The organism is Mycobacterium sp. IDUB_39 (genome assembly GCF_055419205.1).
The window spans coordinates 1012230-1026669 of sequence record NZ_JBVAXF010000002.1; the positions used below are offsets into that span (position 1 = coordinate 1012230).

At 65.7% G+C, this 14440-nt stretch carries 12 protein-coding genes; 9 read left to right on the forward strand and 3 right to left on the reverse strand.

Annotated features, from left to right (window positions below; all coding sequences use genetic code 11):
- The first annotated feature begins 100 nt into the window (after window positions 1-100).
- From ACZY0X_RS11015 to ACZY0X_RS11040, 6 genes are all read left to right on the forward strand, one after another.
- On the forward strand, window positions 101-601 hold the full coding sequence (locus tag ACZY0X_RS11015) for a YflT domain-containing protein (RefSeq protein WP_241403824.1): 501 nt from the start codon (window positions 101-103) through the stop codon (window positions 599-601).
- Window positions 602-780: 179 nt separating this feature from the next.
- Entirely contained in the window at window positions 781-2178 is a 1398-nt protein-coding gene (locus ACZY0X_RS11020; RefSeq protein WP_463770221.1) for an ABC transporter substrate-binding protein, read from the forward strand.
- Window positions 2179-2216: 38 nt separating this feature from the next.
- Window positions 2217-3131: a carbohydrate ABC transporter permease gene (locus ACZY0X_RS11025; protein ID WP_463770632.1), complete on the forward strand. Its 915-nt coding sequence runs from the start codon at window positions 2217-2219 to the stop codon at window positions 3129-3131.
- Window positions 3132-3235: 104 nt separating this feature from the next.
- Window positions 3236-4060: a carbohydrate ABC transporter permease gene (locus tag ACZY0X_RS11030; protein WP_463770633.1), complete on the forward strand. Its 825-nt coding sequence runs from the start codon at window positions 3236-3238 to the stop codon at window positions 4058-4060.
- A gap of 3 nt (window positions 4061-4063) precedes the next feature.
- On the forward strand, window positions 4064-5233 hold the full coding sequence (locus tag ACZY0X_RS11035) for an ABC transporter ATP-binding protein (RefSeq protein WP_463770223.1): 1170 nt from the start codon (window positions 4064-4066) through the stop codon (window positions 5231-5233).
- A complete protein-coding gene (locus tag ACZY0X_RS11040; protein ID WP_463770225.1) occupies window positions 5233-5826 on the forward strand; it encodes a suppressor of fused domain protein in 594 nt (197 codons plus the stop codon). Before ACZY0X_RS11035 ends, ACZY0X_RS11040 begins: the two co-directional genes overlap by 1 nt.
- 18 nt (window positions 5827-5844) lie before the next feature.
- Here the strand turns inward: ACZY0X_RS11040 and corA are convergent, their stop codons facing one another.
- Complete coding sequence (gene corA, locus ACZY0X_RS11045) at window positions 5845-6948, reverse strand: magnesium/cobalt transporter CorA (RefSeq protein ID WP_463770227.1); 1104 nt, start codon at window positions 6946-6948, stop codon at window positions 5845-5847.
- Window positions 6949-7089: 141 nt separating this feature from the next.
- On the opposite strand from corA, the gene ACZY0X_RS11050 reads away from it, so the two are divergent.
- Together ACZY0X_RS11050 and ACZY0X_RS11055 are read left to right on the forward strand one after the other, a co-directional pair.
- Window positions 7090-8292, forward strand: coding sequence for an NAD(P)-dependent malic enzyme (locus ACZY0X_RS11050; protein ID WP_463770229.1), 1203 nt, complete (start codon window positions 7090-7092; stop codon window positions 8290-8292).
- A gap of 8 nt (window positions 8293-8300) precedes the next feature.
- On the forward strand, window positions 8301-9131 hold the full coding sequence (locus ACZY0X_RS11055; RefSeq protein ID WP_463770231.1) for a glycine betaine ABC transporter substrate-binding protein: 831 nt from the start codon (window positions 8301-8303) through the stop codon (window positions 9129-9131).
- 4 nt (window positions 9132-9135) lie between these two features.
- On the opposite strand, the gene ACZY0X_RS11060 is transcribed toward ACZY0X_RS11055, so the two are convergent.
- Entirely contained in the window at window positions 9136-9966 is an 831-nt protein-coding gene (locus ACZY0X_RS11060; RefSeq protein ID WP_463770233.1) for an SDR family NAD(P)-dependent oxidoreductase, read from the reverse strand.
- Between the two features lie 130 nt (window positions 9967-10096).
- Here ACZY0X_RS11060 and ACZY0X_RS11065 point away from each other — a divergent pair, with 130 nt between their 5' ends.
- Window positions 10097-10447, forward strand: coding sequence for a DUF732 domain-containing protein (locus ACZY0X_RS11065; RefSeq protein ID WP_463770235.1), 351 nt, complete (start codon window positions 10097-10099; stop codon window positions 10445-10447).
- An 84-nt stretch (window positions 10448-10531) separates the two neighbouring features.
- Here the strand turns inward: ACZY0X_RS11065 and ACZY0X_RS11070 are convergent, their stop codons facing one another.
- Complete coding sequence (locus tag ACZY0X_RS11070) at window positions 10532-14296, reverse strand: multifunctional oxoglutarate decarboxylase/oxoglutarate dehydrogenase thiamine pyrophosphate-binding subunit/dihydrolipoyllysine-residue succinyltransferase subunit (RefSeq protein ID WP_463770237.1); 3765 nt, start codon at window positions 14294-14296, stop codon at window positions 10532-10534.
- Window positions 14297-14440 lie beyond the last annotated feature (144 nt).

The following is a 14440-nucleotide window of genomic DNA, read 5'->3' on the forward strand; positions in this document are numbered from 1 at the left end:
TCGGTGATCGAAGCGCATTCGGGGCACGATGGTCCTTACCGGGGCGTTGTCTCGTTGAAGATCAGTAGGACCTGCACGGAAGAGTCGGAGGAGACGAACCATGACCAGCCCGCTTCAACCTGGGCCGAAGTCGGGACGCGGGGGCCCGGCAGGGTTGCCGACCCCACCCAAGGGATGGCCCATCGGCTCATACCCCACCTACGCGGAGGCGCAGCGCGCGGTGGACTATCTGTCCGACCAGGAGTTCCCCGTTCAGCAGGTGACCATCGTGGGCGTCGACCTCATGCAGGTCGAACGCGTCACTGGCCGACTGACATGGCCGCGCGTGCTGCTTGGCGGTGCGTTGACGGGTGCCTGGCTCGGTCTGTTCATCGGTCTGGTCCTTGGCTTCTTCAGCCCGAGCCCGTGGGGCTCACTGGTCGCAGGATTGGTCGCCGGCGTGTTCTTCGGCCTCATCACATCCGGCATTCAGTATGCGATGGCGCGTGGCACAAGGGATTTCAGCTCGACGATGCAACTCGTCGCTGGTCGCTACGACGTGCTGTGTGACCCGAAGAGTGCCGAGCAGGGGCGGGATCTGCTGGCGCGCTTGACGATCTGACCGTTGCCGCGCAGCGTCCCAATAGTGTGGCTTGCCGGGGGGCATGGACTGCGCTGACGCGAGCGTGACAGGTCACGATTCCGGCCCGATATCTCGGCGCGCGGCCGATAGTGTTGCACATCACGTGTCCTTGGCTCTACGGTTTGCGCGCGGGATGTTCCCCTCGGACGGAGGCAGTGGTGCGCGCTCTGCGGCTTAGGGCTGCGGCGTTGGCTGCGCTGACGACGGCGTCGATGGTATCGGCGTGCGGTTCGGACAGCGGTGGCATCGTCATCAACTACTACACGCCGGCAAGCGAGATGGCGACGTTCACTGCCGTGGCGAAACGCTGCAACGACGAGGTCGGCGGCCGCTTCACCATCAAGCAGATCAGCTTGCCCAAGGGGGCTGATGACCAACGGCTTCAGCTCGCGCGTCGACTCACCGGCAACGACAAGACGCTCGACCTGATGGCGCTCGACGTGGTGTGGACCGCGGAGTTCGCCGAAGCTGGTTGGGCGTTACCTCTTTCGGATGATCCGTCGGGTCAGGCGGAGGCCGATGCGCGCGCCAACACGCTGCCGGGGCCGCTCGAGACAGCGAAGTGGAAGGATCAGCTCTACGCCGCGCCGATCACGACCAACACCCAGTTGCTCTGGTACCGACCGGATTTGATGTCGGAGCCGCCGGCGACGTGGGATGGGATGGTGTCTGAGGCCACCCGACTGCACGCCGCTGGCGAGCCGAGTTGGATCGCCGTGCAGGCCAAGCAGTACGAGGGCCTCGTGGTCTGGTTCAACACGTTGCTGGAAAGCGCGGGCGGCCAAGTGCTCTCCGACGACGGTAAGACCGTCACGCTCACCGACACACCCGAGCACCGCGCCGCAACGGTCAAGGCGCTGGAGATCATCAAGGCCGTTGCCACCGCGCCCGGTGCAGATCCATCGATAACGCAGACCGACGAGGGCACGGCGCGCCTGGCACTCGAACAGGGCAAGGCCGCACTCGAGGTGAACTGGCCCTTCGTGCTGCCGTCGATGCTCGAGAACGCGGTCAAGGGAGGCGTCTCCTTCCTGCCGCTCAACGAACAGCCGGAACTGAGCGGCAGCATCAACGACGTCGGCACGTTCTCGCCGACCGACGAGCAGTTCGAGATGGCCTATGACGCCAGCAAGAAGGTGTTCGGCTTCGCCAACTACCCGGCAGTGGTGCAGGGTCAACCGGCCAAGGTCACGCTCGGCGGCCTGAATGTGGCGGTGGGCAAGAACACTCAGCACAAGGCAGAGGCGTTCGAGGCCATCCGTTGCCTGCGCAGTGTCGAGAACCAGCGCTACACCTCGGTTGAGGGCGGCCTGCCCGCCGTGCGGGCGTCGCTTTACGACGACCCGGCCTTCCAGGCCAAGTACCCGCAGTACGCGATCATCCGTGAACAGTTGACGAATGCCGCGGTGAGGCCGGCGACGCCCGTCTACCAAGCGGTGTCGACGCGTATCTCGGCGACCCTGGCTCCCGTCACCGATATCGATCCCGAGCGCACGGCCGACGAGCTCGCCGAACAGGTCCAGAAGGCCATTGACGGAAAGGGGCTGATCCCGTGACCCCTCCAGTCAGTACGGCCTCGGCGCACGCTGTCCCGGTGCCGCCGGCCACCGAGCAGGCTGCCCGCGCCGGCGACGACAAGCGCTCCGAGCGCAGGCTCGCGTTCTGGCTCGTCAGTCCCGCTGTGCTCCTGATGGTTGCGGTGACGGCGTACCCGATCTTCTACGCCGTCTGGTTGAGCCTGCAGCGCTACAACCTCGCCGCCCCCGACGACACCGAGTTCGTCGGGCTGGCGAACTATCAGACGATCCTCACCGACCGGTACTGGTGGACGGCGTTCGCGGTGACCCTGGCGATCACCATCGTCTCGGTCGCCATCGAGTTCGTGCTGGGCATGGCGCTGGCACTCGTCATGCACCGCACGATCTTTGGCAAGAACGTGGTGCGCACCGCGATCCTGGTGCCCTACGGCATCGTCACGGTGGCGGCCTCCTACAGCTGGTACTACGCGTGGACGCCGGGGACGGGCTATCTGGCCAACCTGTTGCCCGAGGGCAGCGCACCGCTGACCGAGCAGATTCCGTCGCTGGCCGTGGTGGTGCTGGCTGAGGTGTGGAAGACGACGCCGTTCATGGCACTGCTTCTGCTCGCTGGCCTCGCGCTGGTCCCGCAGGACCTGCTCAACGCCGCGCAGGTCGATGGCGCGGGCGCATGGAAGCGTCTGGTCAAGGTCATACTGCCGCTGATCAAGCCCGCGATCCTGGTGGCGCTGCTGTTTCGGACCTTGGACGCGTTCCGCATATTCGACAACATCTATGTGCTCACCGGCGGCGCCAACGACACCGGATCGGTGTCGATCCTGGGCTACGACAACCTCTTCAAGGCGTTCAATCTCGGCCTGGGGTCGGCGATCAGCGTGCTGGTGTTCCTGTGCGTCGCGGTGATCGCGTTCATCTACATCAAGATCTTCGGTGCGTCAGCTCCCGGTTCGGACCAGGAGGGGCACCGATGAGCGCTTGCGCGAAGAGCAGAGGGCACCGATGAGCGCTTGCGCGAAGAGCAGAGGACACCGATGAGCGCTTGCGCGAAGAGCAGAGGACACCGATGAGCAATCAGGTGGATGCGCGCCGCGCGACGGGCTGGACCGTCATCAACGTGCTGGTGGTGGTGTACGCGCTGTTCCCGGTGCTGTGGATTCTGTCGCTGTCACTGAAGCCGACGTCATCGGTCAAGGACGGCAAGCTGATTCCGACACAGGTGACATTCGACAACTACAAGGCGATCTTCGAGGGCAGTATCTTCAGCTCGGCCCTGATCAACTCGATCGGCATCGGGTTGATCACCACGGTGATCGCCGTGATCGTCGGCGGCATGGCCGCGTACGCGATCGCCCGACTGGCGTTCCCGGGCAAGAAGGCTCTGGTGGGGGTCGCATTGCTGATCGCGATGTTCCCGCAGATCTCGCTGGTGACACCGATTTTCAACATCGAGCGCAGGATCGGGCTGTTCGACACCTGGCCCGGCCTGATCATTCCCTACATCACCTTCGCGCTGCCGCTGGCGATCTACACCATGTCGGCGTTCTTCCGCGAGATCCCGTGGGACCTCGAGAAGGCGGCGAAGATGGATGGCGCCTCACCCGGTCAGGCATTCCGCAGGGTGATCGCACCACTTGCCGCCCCCGGTATCGTCACCGCCGCGATTCTGGTGTTCATCTTCGCGTGGAACGACCTGCTGCTGGCACTGTCGCTGACGGCCACCGAACGGGCGATCACCGCACCGGTGGCCATCGCGAACTTCACCGGCAGCTCGCAATTCGAGGAGCCGACGGGTTCCATCGCGGCGGGCGCGATGGTCATCACCGTGCCCATCATCATCTTCGTACTAATCTTCCAACGACGGATTGTCGCCGGTTTGACGTCCGGTGCGGTGAAGGGATAACCGATGGCCGAAATCGTGTTGGATCACGTGTCAAAGAGCTATGCCAACGGTGCGACCGCGGTCAAGGACCTGTCCCTCACCATCGCCGACGGCGAGTTCATCATCCTGGTGGGACCGTCGGGCTGCGGAAAGTCGACCACGCTCAACATGATCGCCGGTCTCGAGGACATCAGCTCCGGTGAACTCACGATCGGTGGCGAGCGCGTCAACGAGCGCGCACCGAAGGACCGCGACATCGCCATGGTGTTCCAGTCCTACGCGCTCTATCCGCACATGACCGTCCGCCAGAACATCGCGTTCCCGCTGACGCTCGCCAAGATGAGCAAGGCCGACATCGCCACCAAGGTGGAGGAGACGGCCAAGGTCCTCGACCTGACCGAACTGCTGGATCGCAAGCCCGCGCAGTTGTCCGGCGGGCAGCGGCAGCGGGTCGCGATGGGGCGTGCCATTGTGCGAAACCCCAAGGCATTCCTGATGGATGAGCCGCTGAGCAACCTGGATGCGAAGCTGCGCGTGCAGATGCGCTCGGAGATCGCGCGGCTGCAGAATCGGTTGAACACCACCACCGTCTACGTGACCCACGACCAGACCGAGGCAATGACGCTCGGTGACCGCGTGGTGGTCATGCTGGCCGGCGTGGCGCAGCAGATCGGTACCCCGGAGGAGTTGTACAACTCGCCGGCGAACCTGTTCGTGGCGGGCTTCATCGGGTCTCCCGCGATGAACTTCTTCCCGGCGAAGCTGACCGACGTCGGTGTGCGGCTTCCCATCGGCGAGGTGACGCTCACCCAGGAGGTGCACGACATGCTTGCCAAGCACCCCAAGGCCACCAACCTCATCGCCGGTGTCCGCCCCGAGCACATCGAGGACGCTGCGCTGATCGACTCATACACCAGGATCAAGGCGCTGACGTTCGAGGTCACTGTCGACCTGGTGGAGTCACTCGGCGCCGAGAAGTACATCCACTTCCACAGTGAGGGTGCCGGAGCGGAGTCGTCACAACTGGCCGAGCTGGCCGCGGAATCCGGCGCCGGCGTCAACGAGTTCGTGGCGAGAGTCTCGACCGATTCGAAGCTGAGAGCGGGTCAGCCCGCCGAATTGGCCTTCGACACCTCGAAACTCACACTGTTCGAGGCGGACACAGGTATCAACCTGTCGATCCCACCTGCCTAGTGTCCGACGTCCTCGCCGAGGTCCGCGCGGGACTGCGAGACCACTTCACCTCCCTGGGTGTGGTGGGTGAGCCGGTGGCGGCGAACGTGACGTTCCTCGGCACGGATCCGATGACGGTGCTGCGCTACGGTGCGGACGCCGAAGGCATCTATCACTATGTCTCCCTGGGCTGTTCGCGACACCCAATGGTCGACCCGCTGGAGTTCCATGTCGACCAGTCGTCGGGGCCCCGGGCCGAAGTGGTGGTGGCTCTGCGGGGTCCGACGCCCACAGGTTTGGCCAGGTCCATCGCCGTGGTCGCCTCGGCGCCCAGCGTGGAGGGTCTGATCCTGGTGCCCGACGCACTGGTGGACCTCGAGACGCCGCTGTGGCCGGGCGCCCCGTTCACCGCAATGCTTATGGGCCACAGTGGCATCGCGGACATCGCCATTGGCGGCTCGGATGAACCGGTGGCCGTGTTGTCGGCCACGCCGATAACCGCCACGGAGGCGGCGTGGGTCCGGCTCAAGGGCGCCGACGCCATGCGCGAGGCGTGGCGCACCGACGGCGTCGACGTGACCAATCCCGGCCGCCCGGCTGCACAACCCAGCTAGGCCCCACGCGCAGAGGGATTACAGCCAGTTGTTGCGGCGGAAGGTCACATACAGCAGCGAGCACACGGTCACCATGACCATCAGCACCGCGGGATAGCCCCAAACCTGGTGCAGTTCGGGCATGTGGTCGAAGTTCATGCCGTATATGCCGGCCAGTGCGGTCGGCACGGCGGCGATGGCCACCCAGGCCGAGATCTTGCGCATGTCGACGTTCTGCTGCATCGCGACCTTGCCGAGCGCGGCGTGCACGAGGGAGCTGAGCATCTCGTCGTACTCGGCGATCCGGTCCGCCGCGCGGCTGTTGTGGTCGTGTACGTCTCGCATGTAGCGCCGCACCTCGATCGAGACCAGATCTTCATGTTCGGTGAGCAGTTTCAGCAGTGCCGATGTCAGCGGGCTCACTGCGCGCCGCATTTCGACCACCTCGCGCTTGAGCAGGTAGATCGACTCGATGTTGGTGTGGGCGCGAGGTGAGAAGACGTCCTCCTCCATCGAGTCGATATCGGTCTCGATGAGGTCGGTGACGTCGAGGTAGCTGTCGACGACGTGATCGGCGATCGCATGCATGACGGCGTAGGGCCCCAGATCGACTGTCTCGGATGAGGCGTCCAGGTTCTTGCGCACCGTCGCCAGCCCGCCGTGCTCACCGTGGCGGACGGTGACCACGAAGTCCGCACCGGCGAACACCATGATCTCGCCGGTCTCGACGATCTCGCGGGCCAGGGCGACGGACTCGTGTTCGACGTAGACGACGGTCTTGAGCACCAGGAACAGGGTGTCGTCGTAGCGCTCGAGTTTGGGTCGCTGGTGGGCGTGCACGGCGTCCTCGACCGCAAGGGGGTGCAGACAGAAGACGTCGGCGACGGCCTGCATCTGGTGTTCGTCGGGTTCGTGCAGACCGACCCACACGAATGCGCTCACACCGTCGGCCTGGAGTTCGCGGACCTTCGCCAACGCCGCGGAATGGGTGAACTTGCCGGGAACCCTCTTGCCGTCGGCGTATACGCCGCAGTCGACCATCGCCCGTGCCACGGGAACGTGAATCGAGGTGGCATCCGGGCCCGCAGGACGGCGGCCGGTGTTGCGCAGCATCGAGGGCTGCAGCGCGCGGAACGATGGCATACGTCAACCTCCCTCGGCGGGCGTGGCGACCCGATCCGGGCCAGACACGACAGGCGGAATGCTACGCCGCCAAACGGGGCACGCGTCCTCACGAGCGGGGAACCTCAACCTGTGAGAAGTCGACTGAAGTACCCTGGCGCCGTGTCTAACGGAGCCATCGATTCCTCGCGCGAGCATTCGTCAGCGGTGCGCACCCCACAGGTAGTCATCGACGATGCGGAGATCTTCGCGGCCCACGAGGGCGGCAAGCTCTCGGTCGCGCTGAACTCACCGCTCGACACGCAGCGCGCGTTGTCGATCGCCTACACCCCGGGGGTTGCGCAGGTCAGTCGCGCGATCGCCGCGGATGCGACGCTGGCGAAGAAGTACACCTGGGCCAACCGCCTGGTCGTCGTCGTCAGTGACGGCAGCGCCGTGCTCGGGCTCGGCGATATCGGCCCCGCGGCCTCGCTGCCCGTCATGGAGGGCAAGAGCGCGCTGTTCAAGACTTTCGGTGGCCTCGACTCCATCCCGATCGTGCTCGACACCAAGGATCCCGACGAGATCGTGGAGACCCTGGTCCGCCTGCGCCCGACATTCGGCGCGGTCAATCTCGAGGACATCTCGGCGCCGCGCTGCTTCGAGATCGAGCGACGTGTCATCGAGGCGCTGGACTGCCCCGTCATGCACGACGATCAGCACGGCACCGCGATCGTGGTTCTCGCCGCACTGCTGGGCGCCACCAAGGTCCTCAACCGTGACATCCACAGCCTCAAGGTCGTCGTCTCCGGTGCCGGCGCAGCCGGTGTCGCGTGCACCAACATTCTGCTGAACAGCGGTGTCACCGACATCGTCGTGCTGGACAGCAAGGGCATCGTGCACAACGGTCGTGGCGACCTCAATTCGTTCAAGGCCGAGCTCGCGGGCCGCACCAATCCGCGGGGCCTCGCCGGTGGTGTCGCCGAGGCGCTTGACGGTGCCGACGTCTTCCTGGGTGTGTCGGCCGGCCTGGTGCCCGAGGAACTCATCGCGACCATGGCACCCAACTCGATTGTCTTCGCGCTGTCGAACCCCGACCCCGAGATCCACCCCGATGCCGCCCGGAAGTACGCCGCCGTGGTGGCCACCGGGCGCAGCGACTTCCCGAACCAGATCAACAACGTGCTTGCGTTCCCCGGTGTGTTCCGCGGCGCGCTGGACGCGGGTGCGCGGCGTATCACCGAGGCGATGAAAGTCGCTGCGGCACATGCCATCTTCGGGGTCGTCGGTGACGATCTCGCCGTCGACCACATCGTGCCAGGCGCTCTCGACCCGCGGGTCGGACCCGCGGTGGCGCAGGCGGTCGCGGAAGCCTCGAAGGTCTGAGCCGTCCGATGCGCCGGCTGGCGGTGGCGCTCGTCGCGCTGCTGCTGGCAGGGTGCGGTGGTGAGGCGTCCGCGCCCTCGGTTGCCGTAGGTACGGCAGAGGATTCCGAGTCCGCGCTACTCGGTCAGCTGTATGCGGCCGCATTGCGGTATTACGGCAGCCCCGCGCACGTTGAGACCAGCCCCGATCCGGTGGCCGACCTCGACACCGGCGATGTACTGGTGGTTCCTGGCCTGACCGGACGCCTGCTGGCACGTTTCGACCCGGGCTCGACGGCTCGGGCCCCCGAACAGGTTTACCGGTCGATGATCTCCTCGCTACCCGAGGGTGTCGGCGCGGGGGACTACGCGCAGTCCGCGGGGGATGAGCCCGCCGTGGCGATCACCGAGGCCACCGAGCGTGCCTGGGGCGGACGCGATGTCACCGCGTTGGTGCGCAACTGCGATGGGCTGACGGTCGGTTCGCTCAAGGGTGCGGTCACGCCCCGCTCCGTCGGGTCGTGCACGCTGGCGCCGCCGCGTCAGTTCGGCGACTCCGCCGCGCTATTCGCGTCGCTTCGCTCGGGTGGGATCGACGTCGCCTGGACGTCGACCGCCGCACCCGACGTCCCCGACGAGGTGGTGGTGCTGGCCGATCGCACCGCGTTGATCCGGGCGGAGAACGTCGTCCCGCTGTACCGACGCAACGAGCTGAGCGAACGGCAGGTGCTGGCGCTCAACCAGATCGCGGGCGAACTGGACACCGGCTCGCTGGCCGACATGCTGCGCAAGGTCGACGAGGGCACCGAACCGGGTGCGGTGGCCGCGGAGTGGCTGGCCTCGCACCCGCTCGGTCACTAGCTGGTCAGTGAACCGGTGGCATCAGCTTCGAGGTGACCATCGAGAACAGCTTCTGGTAGCCCGAACCGGTGAGCCGCACGATGACGTCGAGCGCCTTCGCGTCGGGGCCGACGAGCACGCGGGCATTCTTCTTGCGCACCGCCTCGAGGATGATCTTGGCCGCCTTCTCGGGCGTGGTGATCGTCAGCTTCTTGTCGAAGAAGTCGGTCAGTGTCTTGGTGTCGACGCCGTCGACGGCCGTCGCGTTGCGCATGATCGCGGTCTTGATGCCGCCGGGATGAACCGTCGTCACCGCGACCGGATGACCGTTGGCGAACATCTCCTGCCGCAGCGCCTCGGTGAAGCCGCGGACGGCGAACTTGGCCGAGTTGTAGGCCGCCTGGCCCGGCACCGAGAAGATGCCGAAGAGGCTCGACACGTTGACGACGTGCCCGTCGCCTGAGGCGATGAGGTGTGGCAGGAACGCCTTGGTGCCGTTAACGACACCCCAGAAGTCGACGTCCATCACGCGCTCGATGTCCTTGAACGGTGTGACCTCGACGTCGCCGACGAACGCGATGCCCGCGTTGTTGTAGATCTGGTTGACCTTGCCGAAGTGGGCCGCGACCTCGTCGGCGTACAGCAGGAACGCCTCACGCTCGGTGACGTCGAGCCGGTCTGACTTCACGGGTGCCCCGATGGCCTTGAGGGCCTCCTCAGTGGCGGCCAGGCCCTCGGTGTTGACGTCGCTGATCGCGACCTTGGCGCCCGAACGCCCCAACTCGATGGCCAGCGCCTGCCCGATACCCGAGCCAGCCCCCGTCACCACCGCTACCTTGCCCGCGAAACCCTGCATACCCACACTCCTCGTCGACTTGTGTCGAGCTTAGACAGTACCGGCGGTACTGGGCTTGCCGGGTAACGAATCCGGGCTGGGGTCCGATTCCCACATCATGACGTTCATCCGTACCGCGACCATCGCATCCATGGCAGTCTCGGCCGGCCTCATGGCCGCAGCGACATCTCTGGCAGCACCTGCGGCGGCCGATCCCGGTACCGACGCCTTCGTGGCGGCACTGACATCGGCTGGCCTGTCCGGGGTCGATCCGGCGACCGCGGTCTCCGTCGGGCAGTCGGTGTGCCCCATGCTCGCCGAGCCCGGTCAGCAGGTCGCCAACGTCGCCGCCGACGTCTCCGATGCCATCGGCAGGCCGCTGGGCCCGGCCACCATGTTCACCGGCATCGCGATATCGATGTTCTGCCCGGCCGCGGTGACGTCGCTCGTCAACGGCCAGTCACCGCTGGGACCGATCCCGCTGGGGCTGCTCGGCATCTAGGCCCGAACGCGCTCCAACGTGAAGAAGATTGCGAGACATCGTGCAGATCTCGCAATCTTCTTCACGTTCGCGGTAGGGACAGGGTCAGCTGAACGCCTCGTCGATGATCTCCTGCTGCTCGACGGCGTGCACCTTCGAGCTGCCTGAGGACGGCGCCGACATGGCGCGCCGCGAGATCCGCTTGATGCCGGTCAGGTGATTCGGCAGCTGCTCGGGCATCGCCAGACCGAACGTCGGCCACGCACCCTGGTTGGCCGGCTCCTCCTGCACCCAGAAGTACTGCTCGACGTTCGGGTACTGGTCGAGTGTCGCGGCGAGCCGGCGCTTGGGCAGCGGGTAGAGCTGCTCGACACGCACTATCGCGACGTCCTCACGGTTGTCCTTGACCTTGCGGGCCGCCAACTCGTAGTAGATCTTGCCGCTGGTCAGCAGCACGCGCTTGACCTTCGACCGGTCGCCGTCGCCGTCGGTGTAGGTCGGCTCCTCCATGATCGAGCGGAACTTCTGCTCGGTGAAGTCGCGGATATCGCTGACGGCGGCCTTGTTGCGCAGCATCGACTTCGGCGTGAAGACGATCAGCGGCCGCTGGATGCCATCCATCCCGTGTCGCCGCAACAGATGGAAGTAGTTGGCCGGTGTCGACGGCATCGCCACCGTCATCGACCCCTCGGCGCACAGTTGCAGGAATCGCTCGATTCGGCCCGACGTGTGGTCCGGACCCTGCCCCTCATGACCATGCGGCAGCAGCAAAACCACGTCGGCCAGCTGGCCCCACTTGGCCTCGCCGGAGCTGATGAACTCGTCGATGATCGACTGCGCGCCGTTGACGAAGTCACCGAACTGCGCCTCCCACAGCACCATCGCGTTCGGGTTGCCGACCGAGTAGCCGTACTCGAAGCCGACCGCGGCGTACTCCGACAGCGCGGAGTCGTACACCATGAACCGGCCACCCGACGGCGTGCCGTCGGCGTTGGTGGCCAGCAGCTGAATCGGCGTGAACTCGGCTCCGGTCTTGCGGTCGATGATCACCGAGTGCCGCTGGGTGAAGGTGCCGCGCCGGGTGTCCTGACCCGAGAACCGCACCAGCTTGCCGTCTGCCACCAGCGAGCCTAGCGCGAGGATCTCGCCGAAGGCCCAGTCGACCTTGCCCTCGTAGGCCATCTCGCGACGCTTCTCCAGCACCGGCATGACACGCGGGTGCACGGTGAAGTCCTCGGGGAACGCCAGGTGGGCGTCGCCGATCCGGGCCAGCAGTGACTTGTCCACGGCGGTGCTGAGTTTCGCGGGCAGCACCTGATCGGACTCAACCGACTCGCTGGGCTCGATGTCGTGCTTCTCGAGTTCGCGGACCTCGTTGAAGACCCGCTCCAGTTGACCCTGGTAGTCGCGCAGCGCGTCCTCGGCCTCCTTCATCGAGATGTCGCCACGGCCGATGAGCGCTTCGGTGTAGGTCTTGCGGACGCCACGCTTGGTGTCGATGACGTCATACATTCCGGGCTGGGTCATTGACGGGTCGTCGCCCTCGTTGTGTCCGCGGCGGCGGTAGCACAGCATGTCGATGACGACGTCCTTCTTGAACTCCTGACGGAAGTCCATCGCCAGCCGAGCCACCCACGCGGCGGCCTCCGGATCGTCGCCGTTGACGTGGAATATCGGCGCCCCAACCATTTTCGCGACGTCGGTGCAGTACTCGCTGGACCGCGAGTCGAGCGGCGAGGTCGTGAAACCGATCTGGTTGTTCACCACGATGTGGATGGTGCCGCCGGTGCGGTAACCACGCAGCAGCGCCAGGTTGAGGGTCTCGGCGACCACACCCTGGCCTGCGAATGCGGCGTCACCGTGCAGCATCATCGACACGACGGGGAAACGGCCGGCTCTCTCGGCGTCTTCGACCAGATCCTGTTTGGCCCGCACCAGGCCCTCGAGAACCGGGTCGACGGCCTCGAGGTGGCTCGGGTTGGCCACCAGCGACACCTCAATGTCGTTGTCGCCGAACATCTGCAGATAGGTACCGGTGGCGCCAAGGTGGTACTTCACGTCGCCGGAACCGTGGGCTTGGCTCGGGTTGAGGTTGCCCTCGAACTCCCCGAAGATCTGTGAGTACGGCTTGCCGACGATATTGGCCAGCACGTTGAGCCTGCCGCGGTGCGGCATGCCGATGACCACCTCGTCCAGGCCGTGTTCGGCGGCCTGATCGAGCACCGTGTCCATCATCGGGATGACCGTCTCCGCGCCCTCGAGCGAGAAGCGCTTCTGACCAACGTATTTCGTCTGCAGGAACGTCTCAAAGGCCTCGGCGGCATTGAGCTTGCTCAGGATGTACTTCTGCTCGGCGACCGTCGGCTTGTCGTGCTTGCCCTCGACGCGTTCCTGAATCCATTTCTGCTGTTCGGGTTCGAGGATGTGGGTGTACTCGACGCCGATGTGGCGGCAGTAGGCGTCGCGCAGCACCGACAGGACGTCGCGCAGCTTCTTGTACTCGGCGCCGGCGAACCCGTCGACCTTGAACACGCGGTCGAGGTCCCACAGCGTCAGACCGTGGGTCAGCACGTTCAGATCGGGGTGGCTGCGGAACCGGGACTTGTCCAGACGAAGGGGGTCGATATCGGCCATCAGATGACCGCGGTTGCGGTAGGCCGCGATCAGCTCGATGATCCGCGCGTTCTTGTCGGAGATCGGGTCGGGATTGTCGGTCCGCCAGCGCACAGGCTCGTACGGGATGCCGAGTTCACGGAAGATCTCGTCGAAGAACTCATCGTCGAGCAGCAGCTGATGGACGGTGCGCAGGAAGTCGCCGGACTCCGCGCCCTGGATGATGCGGTGGTCGTAGGTCGAGGTCAGCGTGATCAGCTTGCCGATGCCGATCTCGTTGATGCGCTCCTCACTGGCGCCCTGGAACTCGGCGGGGTACTCCATGGCGCCCACGCCGACGATCGCGCCCTGCCCGCGCATGAGCCGCGGCACCGAGTGCACGGTGCCGATGGTGCCGGGGTTGGTCAGGGAGATGCTGACGCCAGCGAAATCCTCGGCGGTGAGCTTGCCGTCCCTGGCGCGGCGCACGATGTCCTCGTAGGCGGCGATGAACTGGCCGAATCGCATCGTCTCGCAACGCTTGATGGCCGCCACGACGAGCGAGCGCTTGCCGTCCTTGCCGGGCAGGTCGATCGCGAGGCCCAGGTTGGTGTGAGCTGGCGTGACGACGTTCGGCTTCCCGTCGACCTCGGCGAAGTGCCGATTCATGTTCGGGAACTTCTTGACCGCCTGCACGATCGCGTAGCCCAGCAGGTGGGTGAAGCTGATCTTGCCGCCGCGCGTGCGCTTGAGGTGGTTGTTGATGACGGTGCGGTTGTCGATCATCAGCTTGGCCGGGATGGCGCGCACGCTGGTGGCCGTTGGCACATCCAGCGACGCGTTCATGTTCTTGACCACGGCGGCCGCGGCGCCGCGCAGCACCGATGTCTCGTCCTCGGTGGGGGCGGGTCCGGCGGGGGCCTTGGCTGCGGGTTGAGGCGCAGCGGCGGGCTGTGGTGTCGTCGCCGGTTTGGTGGCGGTCTTGGCCTTCGGCTCAGTCTTGGTCGGGGCCTTCGGCTCTGCGGTGGTCGCTGGCGTCTTCGCGCCCGGCGACGGTGCGGCGGGGGGCGGTGCGGGCGCGGGGGACGGCGGAGCCTGAGGCTCGCGCGCGCCGTTGGTGCTCACCGAAGCGGTCGTGCCTGTGGTCGGCTCGGGGGAGTAGTCAACGAGGAACTCATGCCAACTTGGATCCACGGAGGAGGGGTCCTCGCGGAACTTGCGGTACATCTCTTCGACCAACCACTCGTTCTGTCCGAATGGTGAAGGTGAACTGCTCACTGCAGCCGTCGCCTCGATTCCTCTGCCCTGACGAGCTGCGGAGCACTCGCCATCTATTAGTGTGTCGGCCCGCCCTTGCGCCGCCCTAAAGGCTATCCCCCACGGTCGACGCGGGCCACGACAACCGTCTTATGGTCATTTTGG